Genomic DNA, 22,391 nt, shown 5'->3' on the forward strand with positions numbered 1-22,391 from the left:
ACCAATGCCCCCAAGAGCCTGTCGGCCGCCGATTGGGGACAGGGGCTTTCAAAACTTTCGATGCGCAAGACAAGCCCGATCGGGCGTGTAACAAAAACGCCATAAATGTCTTAAAACTTTTACAAAAATCCTTGTCCCCGTTTGGCGGCGCCCCCCGTCTTCCCCGCGATCGTCCTTATGGCTGGACGAGCCATTTGTCTTTTGGGGGTTTGAAGTGATGGGAACGAAGCGGACGCTGTTGCTGGCGTCGAGCGCGCTGTTTGTCGCGCAGCCGGTACTGGCGCAGGATCAGGCCGTGCAGGGGGCGGACGGCACGGCGCCGGATGGCGAAGTCGTGGTCACCGGATACCGCACCAGCCTGGCCCAGGCGCGCAACTCCAAGCGCGATGCGACGATCATCAAGGACTCGATCTCCGCCTCCGACATCGCCGCCTTTCCCGACCTGAACCTGGCCGAAGCGCTGCAGCGCCTGCCGGGCGTCGCGATCAACCGGGAAGCGGGCGAAGGTCGCCGCATCTCCCTGCGCGGCCTCGGCCCCGACTTCACCCGCGTCCAGCTGAACGGCATGGAAGTGCTGGGCAATGTCGACTCGCCGCAGGACAGCCGCGGCCAGACGACGCGCGATCGTGCGTTCGACTTCAACCTGTTCGCCGCCGAACTGTTCAACCATGTCGATGTCGAAAAGTCGTACCAGGCCCAGCAGACCGAGGGCGGTCTGGCGGGCACCGTCGGCCTCTTCACCGCGCGCCCCTTCGACTATAAGGGCAGCAAGATCGCGCTGTCGGCGCAAGGGGGCAGCAACACGCTGACCCGCGATTTCCAGCCGCGCCTGACCGGCCTGATTTCCAAGAACTGGGGCAATTTCGGCATCTTGGTGTCGGGCGCATACAGCCGCCGCAACACCCGCGAAGAGGGCTTCGACACCTATCGCTGGCGCCGCAACAAGGCGAACGGCAGCAACATCAGCGGCCTGACCGCCGCCGAACAGGCCAAGATCAACTCGGGCGACCTGCTGTTCGCGCGCGGCAACCGCCTGTCGGTGTGGGACAGCAAGCAGGAGCGGATCGGCCTGACCTCGTCGATCCAGTGGGCCCCGACCGACAAGGTCCATGTCACGCTCGACGGCCTGTACGGCCAGTTCAAGGGCGACCGGTTCGAGACCCACCTCGCCTCGCGCGGCGGCGGCAGCTCGACCTGGCTGGGCGGCGGCGAGACCTTTGCAGGCACCGTCTATCCGAACTCGCGCGTCAACGCGATCCAGTGGAACGACCGTAACGAGGTGACCTATCTCGACGTGTCGGGCGGCAAGGCGTCGACCGAGACCCGCGTCCAGAACACCAAGAACGTCTTCAAGCAGGTCGTCCTCAGCGGTGACGCGGAGCTGGTCGACGGCCTGACCTTCACCTGGCTGGGCGGGGTCGAGCGGTCGCGCTATGACATGCCGGTCAACGACAAGTTCACGCTGGAGGGCTTCGGCGGCGTCACCTCCGACTATCGCGGCGGCACCTATTCGCTGGTCAACACCTACAAGTTCAACACCACCGACTCCAATTTCTGGCACGCCAAGCGCCTGTACGTGAACAACACGTTCCAGGATTCGGCCTTCGACAATATCAAGGGCCGCTTCGACTACAAGTTCAGCCCCGACGACACGATCAGCGGCGGCGGCGAGTGGCGGCGCTTCGCCAATGGCGGCTATTATGCGGAAGCCGACAATATCGGGACCAGCGGCTTTGTGTCTGGGAAGGTCAACGCCAATCCCAGCGCCTATGCCCAGACCTATACCGGCTATTCGGGGCAGGACTGGACGATCGTCGACTTCCCCAAAATGCTTCAGACGCTGGGCATCAATCGCGCGCAATATCTGACCAACAAGATCGGCGTCTATGCGGTCGAGGAGCGGACGGTGGCGGGCTTCGTCCAGTATAACTGGAACCACATATTGGGCGGCATTCCCTTCCGCGGCAATATCGGTGCGCGCTATTATCGCACCACCGTCACCTCGAACGGCACGGCCAATGTCGGCCCCGTCACGGTGCGCGGCGAATATGAGGGCGTGCTGCCCGCCGCCAACCTGATCTTCGAGCTGAACCCCGGCCTGATGCTGCGCTTCGCCGCGTCGAAGAACATCAACCGTCCGGCACTCGGCGCGCTGGCGGTCAACGGATCAGTGACGAACGACAATGGCAATGTCACCGTGTCGATCGGCAACCCGAACCTGCGCCCGTACAAGTCGAACGACTATAACATCTCGACCGAATATTATTTCGGCTCGGTCGGTTACGTCGCCGCCGCGCTGTTCTACAAGAATCTCGACGGCTATATCTCGACCCAGACGGTCAACAACGTGCCCTATTCGCAGACGGGCTTGCCCGACAATCTCTATCCGGGCGTGACCGGATCGACGGTGGTCGACAGCTATTCGCGCCCCGTCAATCTGGCCAAGACCAACCTGTTCGGTATCGAGCTGTCCGGCCAGACCGACTTCAAATTCCTGCCCGCCCCCTTCGACCGGCTGGGGACGGCGGTGAACTTCACCTATGTCGACTCGCGGCTGGATTATTCCAAGATCTATCAGGGCAGCATCCCGACCACGCTGGAGGGCCTGAGCAAATATAACGCCAACGCCACGCTATATTATCAGGACAAGGCGTTCGACGCCCGCGTCTCGGCCAATTACCGCAGCGGCTATATCTTCAGCGCCTCGCCGGTGCTGACGGCGCTGGGGCCGGACCAGGACGTGACCGGGTTCGAGGGCACGGTCTATGTCGACATGTCGGCGCACTATTCGGTCACGAAGAACGTCCAGCTGACGCTGAACGGCATCAACCTGACCAACCAGCGCGAGCGGCAATATTCGAACAGCACCCGGCGCCTGTACGTCGTGACCCGTTCGGGCTCGACGCTGCTGGGCGGCATCCGCGTCACCTTCTGATCCCCAACGCCCTTGATGTCCTGTCCCTGCGGGATATCAAGGGCCCCTGTGCCGCGTCGGCCCGTCCAAGGGCCGGCGCGGTGTTTTTTCGACGAGGATTGTCCCCGGATGCGATGCAACCGGCTCTTCCTGAACGGGACCGAATGACCGCCGCGAACGCCTGGATCGCGGAGGGGCGCGAGCGTTTGCTGACCTATGTGCGCAGACGAATTCGCGAACCCGAACAGGCGGAAGATATCGTGCAGGAGGCGATCATGCGGGTCATCGAGCAGGAGCGGAAGCAGGTCATCGACCAGCCGCTCGCCTATGGCTTTCGCGTGGCGGATTCGGTCATCTACAATCGCGGGCGGCGCGGCGGTGAGCATCATGCGCCCGTCGACCCGGAACTGGCCTGCGCCCTGCCGCTGGCGGATGAGATCCTGGACTATCGCCAGCGCTACGACCGGTTTCAGGCCGCGCTGGCACGCCTGCCCGCACAGCGCCGCGCGGTGTTTGTCGAACGGCATCTGGAGGGCAAGTCGCGCCAGCAGATCGCCGAGGACATGGGCCTGAGCATCGAAGCGGTGAAGAAGCATCTGGTCCGCGCGATGATCGATCTGGACGGCTGTATCGACGACCTGCCCGTGCGGGGAGGTCGCCTCGCATGACGGATCGCGAAACCATGCTGGAGCAGGCCGCAGACTGGGCCGATCGGCTCGACGCGCTGTCGCTTGCGGAACGAGCCGAGTTGGGCGCGTGGCTGAACGCGGCACCCGAACACCGCGCGGCATTGTCACGGATGGTGCAGCTGCTGGGCGATCCGGCGCTGTTCGATGGGGTCGAGCAAGCCTCGCGCGACGCCGCCATCCCCCCGCCCCGCGCACGTCCGCGTCATTGGGTGGCATCGGGGACATGGCACCGCCGCCGGATGATGGTCGGCCTCGCCGCCGGGCTGGCCGCCATCATCGCCGCGCCGGTTGTCTGGCATGTCGCAACCCCGGACGCGGCGTCGATCGAGCAGGTCTACGCCTCGACCATTGGAAAGCAGCGTCAGGTGCTGCTGCCCGATGGATCGGACATGACACTGGACGCTGACTCGCGCGTCGCCATCGCCTTTTCGGGCGGCGGCCGCGACCTGAAGCTGGAAAGCGGCGCGGCACGGTTCGAGGTCCGCCACGACGCCGCGCGCCCCTTTGCCGTAACCACGCCCGAGGGGCAGATGGTCGCGCTGGGCACCAATTTCAGCGTGGATCGCGGCGCGGGGCGTAGCGAGCTTCGCGTCTATCGCGGGCGCGTGCGGCTGACCGTGCCCGGTCAGACGGCGGTCGTCGTGACCGGCGGCCACTGGGCGGAGGCAGGTGCGGGACCCATCGTCGTGCACGACTTCGACGTCGCCCGCTATCAGGGTTGGCAGGATCACTGGTTGGGCGGCGACCGGATCCGGCTGGGCGACGCGGTCGCCCGGCTCGGGCGTTACAGCGCGCGGCCCATCCGGTTGGCCGATCCGGCGCTGGCGAACGAGACATTCAACGGCCGCTTCCGGCTGGATACACCGGTCGAAAGCCTGACGCTGATCGGGGCGCTGTTCTACCTGTCTGTCCGGGATGACGGACGGACCATCCATGTGTCACGAGCGCCCAAGACCCGATAGGCCAATTGGCCGAACCAATATCGCCGATACCAATTCAGACTCACGCCGGACGCGGTTGCTTTTGCCGCGCAACGCGCGCGCTCAAGCGCATGAAACTTGAGACGACGGCCAATCATGACAAAAACTTCATCAATACTATAGATTTGTAAAATAACGATTATTTGTTCCCATGAATCGTTCTTACCAATTTTTGAACGAAACCACTTTTCGCCCCGTTGACAGGCATGACCATTCCATGTCACCGATAAGACCATAAGATTACAACACCGTGATGCAGGAAGAAACATTCGGTCTTTCGGCGTGATGGTCGCACACGACCCAAAGGATCGGGTGGCCCTTACGACGGCGGACTTCGGACAGGCTCCGCGTCCCGACGCAGCAGAGGAAACGGCCGATCCCGGTCCGTGAGCGCTTACCCCGTTCCGGCCGCTGACGCCCCCTGCTTCCCGCCGGTCACGAGGGTCCTTTCCGGCAGAGTCTCGGGGAAGCCCGGCGCGATGTGCCCGCGCGGGGATCAGAGGGAGGGAAAGAGCATGACCATGTCACCGTGCCACGACGCGTCGCGTCTCCGGCGCAAACGCCTGCTTCACACGACGGCCTTTACCGCGGCCTGGGTCGCCTCGGCGATGATCGCCGCGCCCGCCATGGCGCAGACTGGCGGCCCCGCCGCCACCTCCACCACCAGCATCGCCGCCGCCTCGGATGCCGCCCAGGCGACGCCGCAGGCCGACACCGCCGGGGCCGATGCGCAGAATGAGATCACCGTCACCGGCTATCGCCAGAGCATCGCCTCCGCCCTCGCCGCCAAGCGCAACGACATCCGCATCACCGACGGCATCTCGTCGGAGGATATCGGCAAGTTCCCCGCCCAGAACATCACCGAAGCGATCCAGCGTATCGCGGGCGTCCAGATGTCCAACATCAACGGGCGCGGCTCGACGATCAGCATCCGGGGCCTTGGCCCGCAATATGCGCGCACCACGATCAACGGCCAGACCTTCGCCAGCGCCGACTTCAAGGACGGCTTCCGCTACGACATCATCCAGACCGATCTGGCGAGCGCGATCCAGGTCATCAAGTCGCCGACCGCCGACATGGACACGGGCGGCCTGGCGGGCACGGTCAACATCGATACGGTCAAGCCGCTCGCCTATAAGGGCCCCAGCTTCATTGCGGGCATCAAGGGCTATTATTCCGACTATCGCAAGGACGCGACGCCCAAGGTCAATGCGGCCTATATCAAGCGGTTCGCGAACGACACGATCGGTGTCATGCTGGATGTCGGCTATCAGAAGCTGAAGGATCGAGGCGACTATCTGTTCATCAAGAACTGGTATCAGCCGGGCGCGGTGGCGGGTGCATCGGACGTGCAGGTGCCGGGCAACCTGCGCTATCGGCGGATCGACCGCGACACCGAACAGCTGATGGGCAGCGGCGCGGTCCAGTGGAAGCCGCAGGACAATTTCGAGGTCCTGCTGCAGGGCGAATATTCACGCGACCATACGCGCTACGACACGCGCCAGATGGTGTTCGGCCGCTGGGCCGCCTCGGCCGTGACGGTGAACGGCAAGGCCAACGGCGTCGCGAACAATATCGGCATCAGCAACTTCAACGTCGACAACAACGACCAGCCCGAACTGCGCAACCTCCAGACCCAGGCCTATACCGGCACCGTCAACTGGAGCCCGACCGACACCACCCATGTCCATGCGGTCGGCCATTATACCCAGGGCGACGCCAAGCTCTACGAATGGGCGACGATCGACGAGGTGCGCTTCGCGAACGGCGGCCAGCTCGACATTTCCGATCCGTTCAACGTCAAGTGGAACACCGCCAGCCTGACCGACGGGTCGATCTACAATATGGCGAACCGCACATGGTACGCCTTTGTCGACGGCGCGACGCATATCCAGTCGGCCCGCGACCGCGCGGTCCAGGCCGACCTGACGCAAGACCTCGACTGGCACGGGATCAAGGCGCTGGTCTTCGGCGCGAAATATCATCACGAAAGCTTCGACACCAAGGCCTATCGCCACGACCGCGACGCCGATGTCAGCGATCCCGTCACCTATCCCGAATTCGCCTGGATCCCTGATCTTTCGAAAACCGGCGTGCTGGTGAACGACTTCCTGGGCGGATCGATGGCGATCCCGCACAGCTTCCTGTCGGTCAATGCCCCGCTGTGGCAGCAGATCCTGCGCGACAAGGGCATTTCGGTGCCCGACACGCCCGACTGGCCCAACACCTACAAGGTCGACCGCTATATCCCGGCGGTCTATGCGATGGCCAATATCGACGGCACGCTGTTCAACCTGCCGGTGCGCGGCAATGTCGGCGTCCGTTACGAGCACACGCACCAGAACGTCACCAGCAGCCTGACCAATGGCACCGGCAGCGACGCCACCCTTCTGGGCCAGCAGCATGTCGTGCAGGATTATGGCAACGTCCTGCCCAGCGCCAGCTTCGCGCTGGACGTGACCCCGCACCTCGTCGCGCGTATCGCCGCGGCCAAGGTGCTGGTCCGCCCGCTGCTCAACAGCCAGACGCAGATGGCCGACACGATCAGCCGCGTCACCACCAGCCTGCGCCCCAGCGTCTCGGTGGCGCAGGGCGAGAGCCGCCTGAAGCCCCTGACCGCCAATCAGTTGGACGTCAGCCTGGAATATTACCACGGCAAGGGTAACTCGATCACACTGGCCGGTTTCTACAAGGCGGTGAAAAACGGCACCTTCACCCAATTCTATTGCCCCGGCTCGTTCGACGGCGTGGCGCTGAACGGCGTGGTCAGCGATTGCCAGTCGGCCGACCTGAAGACCGACTATAGCTTCAGCCGGGTGCTGAACGACGACCGGGTCATCCATATCAAGGGCCTGGAACTCGGCGCGTCGCAGAATTTCGATGCGATCCTGCCCGTCAAGGGCTTCGGCGCGGTCGGCAACGTCACCGTGGTCGACACCGATGCCAGCGCGATCGGCACCGGCTTCAACCTGCGCGACCTGTCGAAGCTGACCTGGAACCTGACGCCGTACTGGGAAAACGAGATGTTCAGCGTGCGGCTGTCGGTCAACCACCGCAGTTCGTACGTGCAGGACGCGGCGTCGAGCTTCTTCGTCAATGGCGGCCTGACCCATGTGGTGCGCCCGCGCACCCAGATGGACCTGGCGCTGGGCTTCAATCCGGCCAGCTATCTCAGCTTCACGGCGGGCATCATCAACCTGAACAACACGCACGAAGACGCCTATCAGACCAACGCGAACACCTTCCAGCTCGCCAGCCGGACGGGTCGCACCATCTATCTCTCGGCGTCGACGCGCTTTTAAACCTCCCCCCTGAAGGGCGGACGGCCGTGCGGGCCGATCCGCCCTTCCCTTTTGTCATTTTGCCGGGGACTATGCCGTCCGTGATGACCTCTTCCAAAGCGCTCGGCCTGATCGGCACCCTGTTGTTTGCCGCCCCGGCGGTGCATGCCCAGAGCGATGGCGGGCAGGCGGCGCGGGCCGCGCTAGAGCGGCTGGGCGTACCCGAGCGGCAAGTTTCGGTGACCATCCGCCCCGCCCCCGACCCCCGCTACCGGGTCCGGGTCGATCATGACCGGCTGACCGTCGAAGCTACCTCGCCGGTCGCGGCGGTGCGCGGGGCGGCGGCGATGCTGAATGGGCAAGGACGGCTTTCGGTCAGCTGGGAGGGAAAACGCGTCGGTCCGATGACCCGCCTGACGCCCGGCGACACCGGCTGGGTGTCCTCGCCCTTCTCGTTCCGCGCCTATCTGAACACCTGCACCTATGGCTACACGACGCCCTGGTGGAGCTGGTCCCGCTGGGAGCGCGAGATCGACGCGATGGCGGTGCACGGCGTCGACATGCCGCTGGCCATGGAGGGCCAGGATTATGTGTGGCGCAAGCTGTGGCGCGAACAGGGTCTGAGCGAGGCGCAACTGGCGCAGCATTTCTCCGGCCCCGCCTTCCTGCCGTGGCAGCGCATGGGCAACATCGAGGGCTATCGCGCCCCCCTGCCGACCGGTTGGATCGACAAGAAGCGCGACCTGCAAAAGCGTATCCTCGCCCGGATGCGCGACCTGGGCATGACGCCGATCCTGCCCGCTTTTGCCGGCTATGTGCCCAAGGCCTTTGCCGAGGCGCACCCGAAGGCGCGCATTTACAAGATGAGGTCTTGGGAGGGGTTTGAAGGCACTTATTGGCTCGACCCGTCCGATCCGCTCTTCGCGCCGCTCGCCAGGCGTTTCCTGCAACTCTACACCGCCGAATACGGGCCCGGAAAATACTATCTCGCCGACGCCTTCAACGAGATGGTGCCGCCCATCGCCGGGGATGGCAGCGATACCGCCAACGCCGCTTATGGCGATGCGACGGCCAACACGCCCGCGTTGGACGCGGCGACCAAGGCGGCGGCCCTGCCCAGTGAGGTCCGCGACGCACGGCTGGCGGCCTATGGCCAGCGGCTCTACGCCTCGATCGCCGCCGCCGCGCCGGGCGCGACCTGGGTGATGCAGGGCTGGCTGTTCGGAGCGGACAAGAAATTCTGGACGCCCGACGCCATCGCCGCCTTCCTGCGCGACGTGCCGGACGAGAGGATGCTGATCCTCGACATCGGCAATGACCGCTATCCCGGCATTTGGAAGACGACGAACGGCTTCGACGGCAAGCGCTGGGTGTACGGCTGTGTCCATAATTATGGCGGCAGCAACCCGGTCTATGGGGCGCCGGACTTCTACCGCCGCGACGTCGCCGCGATGTTCGCCGACCAGGGCCGGGGGAATGTCCGCGGCTTCGGCATGTTCCCGGAAGGGCTGCACAGCAACAGCCTGATCTACGACTATGCCTATGACGTGGCCTGGCCGGGCGGCGACATGGGTCTGGGGCCCTGGCTGAGCCGGTACACCGCCGCGCGCTATGGTCCGAGCGACCCGGCGATGGTCGCCGCGTGGCAGGACGTGGTCGCGGGTGCCTATGACGTACGCTACTGGACGCCGCGCTGGTGGAACGAGCGGGCGGGCGCATATCTCTTCTTCAAGCGCCCCGCCGCCGATGCGCCGACCTATCCCGCCGAACCGGGCGACCGCGCGAAGCTGCGCGCCGGGATCGCGGCGATGCTGAAACTCGCACCTGCCTATGGAAAGAGCCCGCTCTACCGCCATGATCTGGTCGATCTGACCCGTCACGCCGCCAGCCTGTCGCTGGACGACAGCGTGAAGGCCGCCGTCGCCGCCTATCAGAAGGGCAATGTCGCGACCGGCGACCGCGAGACGGCACGGGTGAAGGCGCTGGCGCTGGCCATCGATCATCTAATCGGCGGGCAGCAGGAAAGCCTGGCCAGCTGGATCGCCGATGCGCGGGCCTATGGCGACACGCCCGCCGAAAAGACCGCGTACGAACAGAATGCCAAGGCTCAGGTGACGATCTGGGGCGGGCGCGGCCATCTGGGCGATTATGCGTCCAAGGCCTGGGCGGGCATGTATGCCGATTATTACCTGCCGCGTTGGACTTCCTATCTGGCCGAGGCTCGCGCCGCCGCGCTCGCCAAGCGGCCGGTCGACGATGCCGCGTTCACGGCCAAACTGCTCGATTGGGAAAAGGCCTGGGTCGCCGATCCCCGCCCCTACAAGGCGAGCGCCCCCGCCGATCCGGTGGCCGAGGCCAGCGCCCTGATGCAGGAGACCGCCCGATGACCACGGCCAGGCAGGAACGCTTCGCTTCGCTCGACATGTTTCGGGGCGCGACGATCTTTCTGATGATCGTGGTCAACACGGCAGGCGCGGGCGGAGCCTTCACCCAGTTGCAGCACGCGCCGTGGTTCGGCTTCACGCTGGCCGACCTGATTTATCCCAGCTTCCTGTTCGCGGTCGGCAATGCGATGAGTTTCGCGCTGACCCGGCCGATGCCCGAGCATGTCTTCCTGCGCCGGGTGTTCAAGCGCGCCGCGCTGATCTTCCTGCTCGGCGTGCTGATGTACTGGTTCCCCTTCGTTACGCATCAGGCGGACGGCAGCTGGGTCGCCAAGCCCTTTGCCGACACCCGGTTGACCGGCGTGCTGCAACGCATTGCGCTCTGCTATCTGCTGGGGGCGCTGTGCGCGCGCTATCTGAAGCCCAGCCAGTTGGTGATGGTCGCGATCGGTCTGGTCGTCGCGCACTGGGCGATCCTGGTCGGCCTCAGCCCGGCGGGCGAGGCGTTCGGGCGGTACAAGAATGCAGGTACGCTGTTCGACCTGTGGCTGATCGGACCGGAGCATCTGTATAAAAAGGACCATGGCTTCGATCCCGAGGGGCTGCTCGGCACCCTGCCCGCCACTGCCAATGTCATCGCGGGCTATCTGACGGGGTTGGCCATCCAGCGTTGGGGCAAGCACGCGGCGACCGTCGGGCGGCTGGCAGCGATCGGGGCCGGGCTGGTCGTCGTGGCGCTGCTGCTGTCGTCGGTACTGCCGATCGGCAAGAAATTGTGGACCGGCTCGTTCGTCACGCTGACGGTCGGCCTCGACCTGATCCTGCTGGCCGCGGTGCTGTGGCTGGTCGAGATACGCGGCGTGAGGGTCGGGCGGTCCTTCCTCCAGATGCTGGGGCGCAATCCGCTCGCCATCTATCTGTTCTCCGAGCTGCTCGTCGTCGTGCTGGAGCTGGCCCATATCGATGGCGAGGGACTGTACACCTGGGTCGGCCTCAACGCGTTCCAGCCTATCGCGCCGGGGCCGGTGGGGTCGCTGCTCTGCGCGCTGGCCTACGCGCTGATCTGTTGCGCGTTCGGGTGGGTGCTGGATCGCAAGGGGATCATCCTCAAGGTCTGAGGCATCCCCGGGTCACCGCTCCCGTACCGAAATCGTCCGCCCCAGGCCCGAAGCCTTGCCCGGTTCCGCCTCGACGATCAGCACCACCTGCCGCTCGCCCGCTCCGGCCGGGAACGGCACTAAGAGCGGCACGCCCGCGAAGTCGGTCTTCTCTGCCCGCTTCACCCCGTCCACCCAGACCTCGGCCCGGCCGACAACCTCGGCGAAGACCACTGCGCCGCCCTGCTCCGCCACCCGGCGGCGGGGGGTGAAGCCGGTGCGATAGGTCGACCAAGCCCCCTCGCCCGGCCCCTCCAGCCGTCCGGGCCGCGCATAGACCAGGCTGTTCATGTCGTTGCCCGCGTAACGCCGCAGCGGATCGGGCCGGGTCGCGGTGAAGTCGCTGCGCTTCCAGTCGGTCAGCATCGCCACCGGCCGGATCGAAGGCAGCGCAGGCAGAGGCTGGGCGGCGATCACCCGCACCGTGGCGCGCGCGGTTTTCAACCCCGGCGCAGTCGCCTCGACGGTCAGCGTCCCCGCCCCCGTCTCGGCACGAACCAGCGCTTGGGCAAGGCCGTGGAACAGGCGACGCATAGGAACGACCTCGGAATCATGATCGTTGGGATCGCCATTGCCGACCCCGATCACCGCGCCCTTCGTCACGCGGAACGTCACCGGCGCATCGGCATCGGGCACGATCCGCCCGCGCGCATCCACCGCCATCACGGTGAAGGGCTGCACGTCGCTGCCCGTGCCCAGCATCCCCCGCCGGTCCGCGATCAGTTTCAGGGCAACCGGCTTGCCCGCCGTCTCGACCGAAGTGCGCGAGACTTCGCGCCCGCCGCGATAGCCGACCGCCTCCAGCTGTCCGGGGCTATAGGGCACCTGCCATTCGGGCATCGCCAACCGGTCGACCGTCTTGGTGCCCAGACTCTTCCCGTTCAGGCGCAGCTCAACCGTCTCGGCATTGGTCAGCGCCAGCACCCGGATCGCCTGCCCCTCGCGACCCGGCCAAGTCCAGTGCGGCGAGATGGCGAGTGCAGGCGCATCGTCCACCCATTGCGCGCGGCGCAGGTGGAAGGCCATCTTGGCAAAACCGCACAAATCCATGATGCCGAAGACGCTGCTGGTCGTCGGCCACTCAAAGGGCGTAGGCTCGCCATGATAGTCGAAGCCGGTCCAGACGAACGTCCCCGCGACGAAGGGCCGTGTGTCGATCACCTTCCAGCTTTCATGATGGGTCAGGCCCCATTCGGCAGCGTCGGTGTCGTAGGAACTGACCTCATGCGCGGCCATGTCGGTCTTCCACACCCCGCGCGTCATGAAGGCGCTGGTATCCTCCGAGCTGGTCATCGGCTTGGTCGGGTGGGCGGCGTGGAAGCTGTCATAACGGCGATGCTGGTAATTGAACCCCATCACATCGACCGCATCCGAGACGTTGAGCGGCGAGAACATCCCGTCGTTCATCGCCGCCGTCACGGGGCGCGAGGTGTCGAGTTCCTTGACCGCCTCGGCCATGCGGCGGACCATCTCATAACCCTGCTCGGTGCCCTGCATCGGTTCCTCGTTGAAGACCGACCAGAGAAAGACGGATGGGTGATTGCGGTCGCGGCGGACCAACCACTCCAGTTGCCGCAGATAATCCGGGCTGGGGTTGAAGTTGCGGTTCTCGTCCATGACCAGCATTCCCAGCCGGTCGCACGCATCCAGCAGTTCGGGCGCGGGCGCATGGTGGGAGCAGCGCAGCGCGTTGCAGCCCATCGCCTTCAGCCGCCGGATACGCCAGTCCCACATCGCATCGGGCATGGCGACGCCGACCCCGGCATGGTCCTGATGGACACAGACACCCTTGATCTTGGTCGCCACGCCGTTGAGATAGAAGCCGGTGCCTGCATCGAAGCGGATCTCGCGAAAACCGATCCGGGTGGCGCGGGCATCGATCGCCTTGCCGTCGCGCAGCAGCCGCGTCTCCACCCGGTAGAGGGTCGGCTGGTCGACCGACCAAAGCTGCGGCGCGGCGACCGGGATGGTCATCCGGGCTTCGGCGGTCTTGAGCGGATCGACGGTCACGTCCGTCTCCGCCCGGCCGATGGTGCGGCCCGCCGGGTCGATCAGCACCGCCTCGGCGCGAATGGTCGCCGCCGTCTTCTGGATGTTCGAGACGGTCAGCGCGACCGGCACGGTCCATCCCGCCCCCTCACGGCGCGGATCGGCGTGGAGGCCATCGGTGGCGATACTCACCCCGTCGCGCACCGCCAGCCAGTTGTGGCGGTACAGCCCCGCGCCCTCATACCACCAGCCCTCCATCGTCTCGGCATCGACGCGGACGGCCAGCGTGTTCACCTCCTCGCCGAACCGGGCATAGGGGGTGATGTCGATCAGGATCGCGGTATAGCCGCTGAAGCTGTGCGCGACGAGGACACCGTTGAACCAGACCGTCGCGTTGGTCGCCGCCGCGCCCAGCTGCACCTCCAGATAGCGGCCACGCCATTCACCCGGCAGCTTCAGCGTGCGGCGATACCAGCCGATCCCACGCCGCCGATATCCTTGCGCGACATTGGCCTTGGGATCGACCACCTCCTCCATCGCCCAGTCGTGCGGCAGCTCGACGCTACGCCAGTCGCTGTCGTCATAGCTGACCGCCGCCGCCCCCTGCGCGATCCCGGCCTTGGCATTCTGGTAGCTTTCCTCATGGCCGAGGATCGGCGGCACGGCGATGTCGCCCTTGTGGAACAGCCAGCCGCTATCGAGCCTGAGCAGACTCGGGTCGGAGACGAAGGGCGGTTCGGGCATCGCGTCGAAAGGCGCGGGCGCATCGCCGCTGTCGAGCATCACGGGGCGGTTCGCCGCCAGAACGGGCGTCCCCAGCGCCGGAGCGGCCAGCCCGCTGGCGAGCAAGGTGCGGCGGGTCAGGGTCATCGGGCAGTCTCCGGCGAAGAATCAGAGGGGAGCGGCGCGTAAAGCGGACGGGCACCGTCGAGCACCAGTTCGACACGATCCAGGATCAGGCCGGGATCGAGCGGCACGATCGCCACCCGGTGATGCCCGACGGCAAAGCTCTTCAGCGGCAGGGTCGCGACGGCGGTGTTGGTCAGGACATTCTGCCGCCACTGGTCGCTACGCCCCGCGGTTGCAAAATCGACCGTCTGCCAGTCGCCGTCATCCAGCTTCACCGCCGCGCGCAAGCCGTGTGCCGGGTCGCGCGGATGGGTCGGCAAGGCGACGACGCGCAGATTGGCCCCCGCCTCGGTCATGGTGGCGAAGTGCCAGGTGGCGGGTGTGCCCCGCTCGGCCGTTTGGCGGGTCGGCAGGGTCAGCGTGGATCGGAGCGCGCCGCGCTGGCTGCCAAGGTCGGGTATCGCTTCCCAGTCCGCGCCGAACGTCGCCGCCAGCGCTGGCATGGTCACGCGCCGCTCATCCTCCAGCGCCTCGCCGGGATTTAGCTTGGGCGGGGTCAAGGCGGTCGCGTGGATCGTCATCGCTTGGTCGTTGCAGCGAAGCGTCACCGGCGCGACCTCGCCCTTGCCGTCATAGGACAGGGTCAGCCGCTGCTCATACCCATTGTCGACGTTCAGCCGCCCCCGCTCCCCCGACAGGGTCAGTCCGTCCGGCCGCTTCGTGACGGCCCAACCGGCAAATTTCGGCTGACGGGTATAGAGCGTCACCCGTCTTGTCGCGGGCACCCCCTTGGTGAAGGTCAGGACATTCTCGTCCCCGATCCAGGAGCCCCAAAGGCCGAGGCCGCAACCGCTTTGCAGCCCCCATCCCGTACTCGGCCACAGAGGCTCGTCGAAGACCGGCAGGCGGCGGGGCGCGGCATCCATCATCTCGCGCCACTTGCCCCCGGCGGTCGCGTTATACTGGGCGGTCGCCTCGGCGAGCCTCATATAGGCCGTGCGTGCGGCAAAGACATAGGTCTCCGCGCTTGCCCGGTGATCGCGCGCGTAGAGTTCGCCGAGATCGAGCGACAGGATACGCCAGTTGAGCAGCGTCGCGCCCTGTATGGGATAGAGCACCAGTTCGTAAAAGGCGTCCTGCCGGTCCTTCGGCATCCGCGCCTGTATCGCCGATCCCTGGTCCATCAGCGCGCTGTACGCCGCCAGCCGGGCCTGCGCTTCCTCGCCGTCCGACTGGACATAGGCGCTCGGCCGGTTGGGCGTGACCCATTCGGTCTGGCCGAACCCCATGAACTCCGGCTTTCGCGGCCACGCCAGGTCATAGAAGCGCATCATCAGATCGGCGATCGCGCCCGCCTCCGCCTCGCCGAACTGCTCTTCCATGAAGCGGCGCAAATGCTCGCGCGGGGATTGGTCCAGCAGCCTAGCGTCGAATGCCAGGTCGAGGAAATATTGCGAGAGATATTCGATCGGCTTGATGTCGCCGACATTGACCATCCAGATGCGCCGCGCATCGGTGGCCCAGGCGCGCCCCATCTCCTCGCGGATCAGCGCCGGGTGCGTCGTCCCCAGCCACAGATAGTCGTGCGGCCGCCCCCAATAGGACAGATGATAATAGACCCCCGCCCCGCCCGGCCGCTTCTGCTCCTCGGGCGTGCTGAGGCGGCGCAGATAGCCGTAATTGTCGTCGGTCCACATCAGCGTGACGTCGCCGGGCAGGGTCAGCCCGGCGTCATAGGCCTCCTGCAATTCATGATAGGCGACATAGAGCTGCGGCACCTGCGCCGCCGGTTTGCCCAGCGTGTCGGCCAGAAGCCCACGCTGTCGCCCGACCACATCCTCCAGGATGCTGCGCCGCGCCGCCGTGGTCGTCACCCCCTGCATCGGCCCGTCATGCAGGCCGCGCAGGCCGACCGTATAGAACGCCTCCTGCCCCTTGGTCTCGCCCACCCGCTCGCGCCAGTAATCCAGGATCGCCTGAGGCCGCCGGGTGAAATCGAACCCGCCGCGTTTACCCTCGTCCCACTCGCGCAAATTGTTGCGGAGCATCGGCTCGGCATGGGAACTGCCGATGACGATCGCATAGCGTTTCGCGAGCGGCGCGTTGCCCGGATCGCCGAAGAACGGTGTCGAGACCGAGTGCATCGCAGGCCACAGCGTGTTGGCCTTCAACCGCCACATCAGCTCGAAGACACGCTGATAGGTCTTGGGGCCGATATTGCCCTTTTCCGGATCGAAGGTCTTGGCCGCCCAGGGCTCCAGCCCCCAATCCTCATCGTTCAAGAAGATGCCGCGATATTTCACCGACGGCTCGCGCGAGACGAAGGGGGTGTCATCGATGGCAATCCGGTCGCGACGACGCGGGGCGACGTCCGCCCACCATTCCCAGGGCGATACGCCCAGCGCACGGGACAGGTCGGTCACGCCATAAGCGGCACCGCGCGCGTCCGATCCGACGATCAGCAGATAGCGTCGCCCCGCCACCCGCACCCCGGCCCGGACATAGCGTTCCCAGCCGCCCGTAATCGGGGACAGATCGACACCGCCCTGCGCCGCCAGTCGCTGGACGATCGGCGAAGCCGTCGTTCCGATCACGACGCACATCGTGGCGCAATTCGCCGCATCCTCGACGATCGCGCCCGGCCGCCCGCCCAGCCCGGTCAGATCGCGGGCGAGAAGCTCGGCCGCGACACGGGTGGTCCCCTCGCCGTCCGGGGCCGCCAGCAGGGTCGCTCGTGTCAGGTCGAACCGGGCGGCCTGGACGGGAGCGGCGAGGCCCAGCAACGATGCCAGGCCTACGCCCATGACCGTGATCCCCGCCCGCTTCATCCGCCCACCCCCATGGTTATCGGACCAGTCTAACCGGGCGGCTCAAGCTGTAAAGGTCATTTGCCTGACCAATTAGGGGCCGTTTAGGGGCCATGGAAAGGGGCCGTCCCAAACGACCCCTCCCGTCCTCATGCGGTGACGCCGTTGCCCGAAATGATCAGCGGGACGCCGATCTCGTGCCGTGCTCCCAGGGGCAGCGTGACCTCCAGCGCCTGGGCAGTACGCTTGAACGGCAGCGGGGTGTTGTCGCCCTGCAACGTCACCCGCTGAATCTGGCCCGGCATGGTCGGGTTGCCCTGCGCCAGCAGGGTCATGCGCGCGATATTGTCCTCGGGCCAGCCCAGCACCAGGGCATGGAGGTTGCCGTTGCGCGTCACATACCGCACGTCGCGCGCGGTATAGGCGGACTTGGGTCCGCCTTCGGAGAAGTTGCCCGAATTGCCGCGCGTCGGGCCTTCGCCGTTCAGCTTCCACGGGCGGCTGGCATAGATCGCTTCGCCATAGCGGCCCATCCATTCGGCGATATCGTTGACGATCTTCTCTTCCTTGTCGTCGATCGTCCCGTCCCCGCGCATCGGCACCGACAGCATCAGATTGCCGTTCTTGGACACCACGTCACACAAGGTGTGGATCACGGTCGCCGCCGATTTGTAACCGTCGTTCCGATAGGTATCGATATCGTAGTGCCAGCTGCCAATGCAGGTGTCGGTCTGCCACGGGAAGCGCTCGATATAGCTTTTGCCGCCACGCTCGACATCGTCGACGATGCCGGTGCGCCGCTGCGGCGGCGTCATCTTGCTGGTGACGACGGCTTCCAGACGGCCGCCGTTCCACTGCATCGACTGGTTGTAGAACCAGGACGTGAAATCCAGGCCATATTGCTCGAGCGGCAGGTCAAAATTGTCGAAATAGACCATGTCCGGCCGGTATTTCTGGACCAGGTCCTTGGTGCGGAGCAGCCAGTTGGCCGCGAAGTTCGAGTTCGCCGGAACCCCCTCGTTCCACAGACGGTCGGTCGCTTCGTGCCACGCATACGCCTCCGCCTCGGTACGGATGCCGTCGGGCATCGGCATGTGGCGGCCAGCATAAAGCTGCTGCGGATCGAGCCCTTCCCACCATTGCCCGCGTCCCTGAGCGGCGGTCAGCTTATAGGCGTCATAGCGTTCGCCCGCGCGCGGGCCGGTCGGGTCATAGCCATAGGCGGGCTGGTTCCAGTGCCAGGCGTGGGCCGAGTGGTTCGACACGGCGAAGCGCAGGCCCCGCGCGCGCGCGGCCTTTGCCCATTCGCCGACGATATCCCGGCGCGGCCCCACCCGCGTCGTATTCCAGGGATGGTATTTGGAATCATATGTGTCGAAATTGTCGTGGTGGTTGGCCAGCGCCATGAAGTATTTCGCGCCGGCCTTCTTATAGAGATCGAGCAAGCGGCCGGGGTCCCAGCGATCCGCCTTCCACTTGTTCTGAATCTGCATGAAGCCGACATCGGCCGGATGGCCATAGGTCTTCAGGTGATGGTTATAGGCGCGGCTGCCGGGCAGATACATCTCGCGGGCATACCAGTCGCCCTGTTCGGGCACGCACTGCGCGGTCCAATGCGCCCACATGCCGAACTTGGCATCGCGGAACCAGTCGGGCACGCTATACCCGGCGGTCAACGACGCCCAGTCCGGCGTAAAGCGCGAGGGCGGCGGCACTTTCAACGCACGCCCCGCCCCCATGGCCTGTGGCACCGTCGGCACCGCCGAGGCCGCTGCGGGCGCCAGTGCCGCCGCCGCGATCGCCCCGCCGATCATTTCGCGTCTATTCGCCTTCATCCATCGCTCTCCTGCCATCGATACGGTCGTTCGCATCGGCGCTTCCCAAGACTGTCTGCTCGGGCTGGCGCCACCCTTTTCACTCTCTTCTGTGAAAACGTTATGTCATAAGCGCGATCGTAATTCATATTTGTCGGAGTTTGCAAGCCATATGGTGAAGGAGGCTCAGCCCGAGGCTCTGACCTGATCGTACTGGGCGGGAATGCGGCGGTCGAGCAGGCGGCGTGCACCGGGGGCATGGCGTTCAGCGTGCCCGAGGCGCCGGTCGACCTGACCTTCGGATCGCACTCCGAGCTGCGCGCCGTCGCGCAAGTTTATGCCGCCGCCGACGCCAAGGAGAAGTTCGTGAACGACTTCGTCGCCTCCTGGACGAAGGTCATGAACGCGGATCGAAGCGCAAGGTGACGCGCAGGCCCGGTCGGGTATTCACGATCTCAACCGCCGCATCGAGGCGTGACGCGGCCGAGCGGACGATGGCGAGGCCCAGCCCGCTGCCCTCGCTGTCGCGGGCGGTCGACAGGCGGGTGAAGCGCTCGCCCAGTCGGGCCAGTTCCGCATCGGGCAGGCCGGGGCCGTCATCGGCCACGTCGATCCTGATCCCCTCCCCCGCTTCGTCCGACACCGTCAGCGTCACCTGACCGCCGCGACGATTATAGCGGATCGCATTGTCGAGCAGGTTGGACAGGATTTCGAACAACAGGGTGCGGTGGCTGGCGATCGCGATGTCGGCGGGCGCGTCGAGATGGATGTCCACCCCCGCTTCGATCGCCTGCGCGATACGCCGGTTGATGACCGCGACCGCCACCTCGCGCAGCTCGACCCGCTCGCGCGGCGGCGCGACGCCCGCCTCCTCGGCGCGCGCCAGCGCCAGCAACTGCTTCACCAGATGCTCCAGCCGGTCGGCGGCATCGGCGATCTCGCCCAGCGCCGCCGGGCTGCCGCGCCGCGCCAACGCCACCTGCACCTTCAACACGGCCAGCGGCGTGCGCATCTGGTGCGAGGCATCGGCGGTAAAACGCCGCATGCCCGCCGTCGCGCTGTCCAACCGCGCGAGCAGATGGTTGAATGCATCGGCCAGCGGGCGAAGCTCGACCGGCAGCGGCCCGGTGTCGAGTGGCGACAGGTCGGGCGTTGCCCGCGTATCCCGCGCCGCCACCGCCCCGCGCAGGCCCGCCAGCGGCCGCAGGCTCCAGGCCAGCGCCGGGCGGATCAGCAGCATGGCGACGCCCACCAGCAGCAACTCGCCCAGCACCAGCGCGATCACCAACCGCCGTTGCAGCGCGCGGCGACCATCGAGCGTCTCGGCCACCTGCACGATCACCGGCGCATCGATCCGCGGCAGCGCGCGGCGCACCTCGGCGATGCGGATATCCTGGTCGCGGTAGCGCGCGAAGCGGAAACGCGGCGTATCGAGCGCCAGTTCGGCGATGTTCGGCGCGGACAGATCGGCATAGCCGGTCAGCAGACGCCCGCCCACCGCGATCCGGTAATAAACATTGTCGCGCTCGCTATTCTCCAGCATCCCGAAGGCGGCGGCGGGCAGGTCTAGCGTCACCTCGCCGCGCTCGACCTGCACCGTCTCGGCCACCGCGCCCAGCGCGCCGCCGAGCACCCGGTCGTTGGTGCGGCGGACCACATCGGCGATCAGCGTCGCGCCCGCCAGTCCCAGCAGCACCGCGATCGCCAGCATCGGCGCCAGCATCGCCGCAAGCAGCCGGGTACGCAGCGCGACGGCACGCCCGCGCGGCGTGTTAATGGGCATCAAGCATATAGCCGACCCCGCGCACGGTGCGGATCGTCGGGCCGTCCGGGGCCAGCTTGCCACGCAGCCGCGTGATGTTCACCTCGATCGCGTTGGGGCCGACCGGCTCGTCATAGCCGAACACCTCGGACTGCAGCGTCTCGCGAGGCACGATCTGCCCGGCGCGGGTGGCCAGCGCGTCGAGCACCGCCCATTCGCGGCGACGCAGGTCGAGCATCCGCTCCCCCACCCGCGCCGCCGCGCGCGAACGGTCGAGAACCAGCGCGCCCACCACCAGTTCGGGCGTGGGATCGCCGCCGCGCCGCCGCCCCAGCGCCCGGATGCGCGCCTCCAGTTCCTCGGGCGCGAAGGGCTTGCGCAGATAATCGTCCGCGCCCAGGTCCAGCCCGCGCACCCGGTCGTCCAGCGCATCGCGCGCAGTCAGCATCATCACCGGCACCCGGTTGCCCTGCCGCCTGAGCGTCTGGAGCACCGAGAAGCCGTCGATGTCCGGCAGCCCGACGTCGAGGACGACCAGCGCATAGGCCTCGTCCGCCGCGACCATCAGCGCGTCCTGGCCGGTCGCGACATGATCGACCGCATGACCCGCCGCGCGGAGCAGCGCGACGATCCCGCGTGCCAGCGCCGCATCATCCTCGACGATCAGAATCCGCATGACGCAGGCTTTCCGTGAAAGGCGGATGACAGCTTGGCGGGATAATCCATGGCATTGAGCTTACCCGAACTCAGAGGCGGGAAGCGAGAGGACCTGAACGATGCGAATGGTAATTCTATCGATGCTGATGCTGGGTGCCGTCGCACCCGCTCGCGCCGATGCGCAGCGCCCGGCCGGCTATCCCCGCTCCTACGACGCGCTGGTCGCCAATGCGCGCGGCGAGCGCATGGTGCGGGTCTATGGCAATGCCGACACCGCCGCGATGCAGCCGTTGATCGCCGCCTTTCGCCGCACCTATCCCGGCGTCCAGGTTCGCTATGACGATCTGGAATCGAGCACCATCTACGACCGCGTCGTGGCCGAGGCACGGGGCAGGACATCGGGGGCCGATCTGGTCTGGTCCTCGGCGATGGACCTGCAGGCCAAGCTCATCAACGACGGCTATGCGCAAGCCTATCTCAGCCCCGAAAAGCCCGCGCTTCCCGATACGGCGGTGTGGAAGAACATGGGATACGGCGTCACCGCCGAGCCGGTCGCCTTCGTCGTCAATCGCCGCCTGATCCCCGCGGCACAGGTCCCGCGCACGCACGAAGCGTTCGAGCGATTGCTCCGCGCCCGTCGCGCCCAGCTGATGGGCAAGGTCGCCACCTACGACCCCGCCCGGTCCAATGTCGGCTATCTCTATCTGACCGAGGATCATGCGATCACCCGCGACACCCGCTCGCTGGTGCAGGCGATCGCGGCGACCCGGCCGATGCTGTCGCGCACCACCGAGCCGATGCTCGACGCGGTGTCGGCGGGGCGGGTCGCCATCGCGTATAATGTCGTCGGCCCCTATGCGCTGACCCGCGCGATGCGCGACCCGAATATCCGGGTGGTCTTCCCGCGCGACTATACGATCATCGCTTCGCGCGTCGCCTTCATCGCCCGCGATGCCCGTCACCCGGCGGCGGCGCGGTTGTTCCTCGACTTCCTGCTGTCGCGCACCGGGCAGACGCTGCTCGCCCGGCAATGGCTGCTGCCGGTCCGCGCCGATGTCCGCGCCCCCCGCCTCTCCGCCGAACAGCAGCGCCCGATCCGCGTCGGGCC

The 22,391-nt window shown here is 66.2% G+C and carries 13 protein-coding genes; 8 read left to right on the top strand and 5 right to left on the bottom strand.

The window, feature by feature from the left end; all coding sequences use genetic code 11:
- The first annotated feature begins 217 nt into the window (after positions 1-217).
- The 6 genes from NS355_RS07495 to NS355_RS07520 all read left to right on the top strand — a co-directional run bounded on the left by NS355_RS07495 (position 218) and on the right by NS355_RS07520 (position 11,366).
- Positions 218-2,935, top strand: a complete 2,718-nt coding sequence (locus NS355_RS07495; RefSeq protein ID WP_058745119.1) for a TonB-dependent receptor — start codon at positions 218-220, stop codon at positions 2,933-2,935.
- Between the two features lie 143 nt (positions 2,936-3,078).
- Positions 3,079-3,582 (top strand): RNA polymerase sigma factor, encoded by a 504-nt coding sequence (locus NS355_RS07500; protein WP_058745120.1) that lies wholly within the window; start codon positions 3,079-3,081, stop codon positions 3,580-3,582.
- The gene (locus NS355_RS07505) at positions 3,579-4,565 is read left to right on the top strand and encodes a FecR family protein (RefSeq protein ID WP_058745121.1); all 987 of its coding nucleotides are present in this window, start codon (positions 3,579-3,581) and stop codon (positions 4,563-4,565) included. Before NS355_RS07500 ends, NS355_RS07505 begins: the two co-directional genes overlap by 4 nt.
- A gap of 533 nt (positions 4,566-5,098) precedes the next feature.
- A complete protein-coding gene (locus tag NS355_RS07510; RefSeq protein ID WP_058745122.1) occupies positions 5,099-7,885 on the top strand; it encodes a TonB-dependent receptor in 2,787 nt (928 codons plus the stop codon).
- An 83-nt stretch (positions 7,886-7,968) separates the two neighbouring features.
- Positions 7,969-10,251 carry an alpha-N-acetylglucosaminidase gene (locus NS355_RS07515; protein ID WP_244489591.1) on the top strand — a complete coding sequence of 761 codons (2,283 nt, stop codon included), beginning with the start codon at positions 7,969-7,971 and terminating at the stop codon, positions 10,249-10,251.
- On the top strand, positions 10,248-11,366 hold the full coding sequence (locus NS355_RS07520) for an acyltransferase family protein (RefSeq protein WP_058745124.1): 1,119 nt from the start codon (positions 10,248-10,250) through the stop codon (positions 11,364-11,366). Before NS355_RS07515 ends, NS355_RS07520 begins: the two co-directional genes overlap by 4 nt.
- A gap of 12 nt (positions 11,367-11,378) precedes the next feature.
- Here NS355_RS07520 and galA read toward each other — a convergent pair whose 3' ends face one another.
- The 3 genes from galA to NS355_RS07535 all read right to left on the bottom strand — a co-directional run bounded on the left by galA (position 11,379) and on the right by NS355_RS07535 (position 18,885).
- Complete coding sequence (gene galA / locus NS355_RS07525) at positions 11,379-14,264, bottom strand: beta-galactosidase GalA (protein WP_209445036.1); 2,886 nt, start codon at positions 14,262-14,264, stop codon at positions 11,379-11,381.
- A complete protein-coding gene (locus NS355_RS07530) occupies positions 14,261-17,071 on the bottom strand; it encodes a glycosyl hydrolase 115 family protein (protein WP_209445037.1) in 2,811 nt (936 codons plus the stop codon). Before NS355_RS07530 ends, galA begins: the two co-directional genes overlap by 4 nt.
- Before the next feature lie 128 nt (positions 17,072-17,199).
- Positions 17,200-18,885, bottom strand: coding sequence for an alpha-L-fucosidase (locus NS355_RS07535; protein ID WP_058745125.1), 1,686 nt, complete (start codon positions 18,883-18,885; stop codon positions 17,200-17,202).
- Positions 18,886-19,122: 237 nt separating this feature from the next.
- On the opposite strand from NS355_RS07535, the gene NS355_RS18645 reads away from it, so the two are divergent.
- Positions 19,123-19,290 carry a hypothetical protein gene (locus tag NS355_RS18645; protein WP_209445038.1) on the top strand — a complete coding sequence of 56 codons (168 nt, stop codon included), beginning with the start codon at positions 19,123-19,125 and terminating at the stop codon, positions 19,288-19,290.
- Here the strand turns inward: NS355_RS18645 and NS355_RS07540 are convergent.
- The gene (locus NS355_RS07540; RefSeq protein ID WP_058745126.1) at positions 19,262-20,647 is read right to left on the bottom strand and encodes a sensor histidine kinase; all 1,386 of its coding nucleotides are present in this window, start codon (positions 20,645-20,647) and stop codon (positions 19,262-19,264) included. The genes NS355_RS18645 and NS355_RS07540 overlap by 29 nt on opposite strands.
- A complete protein-coding gene (locus NS355_RS07545; protein ID WP_058745127.1) occupies positions 20,637-21,302 on the bottom strand; it encodes a response regulator in 666 nt (221 codons plus the stop codon). The genes NS355_RS07540 and NS355_RS07545 overlap by 11 nt, the downstream gene beginning before the upstream one ends.
- Before the next feature lie 100 nt (positions 21,303-21,402).
- Here NS355_RS07545 and NS355_RS07550 point away from each other — a divergent pair.
- Positions 21,403-22,391, top strand: a 989-nt coding sequence (locus NS355_RS07550) for an ABC transporter substrate-binding protein (protein WP_084787677.1), incomplete at its 3' end; no start/stop codon positions are given.

Source organism: Sphingomonas yabuuchiae (assembly GCF_001477495.1).
In the GTDB taxonomy this organism is placed as follows: domain Bacteria; phylum Pseudomonadota; class Alphaproteobacteria; order Sphingomonadales; family Sphingomonadaceae; genus Sphingomonas; species Sphingomonas yabuuchiae_A.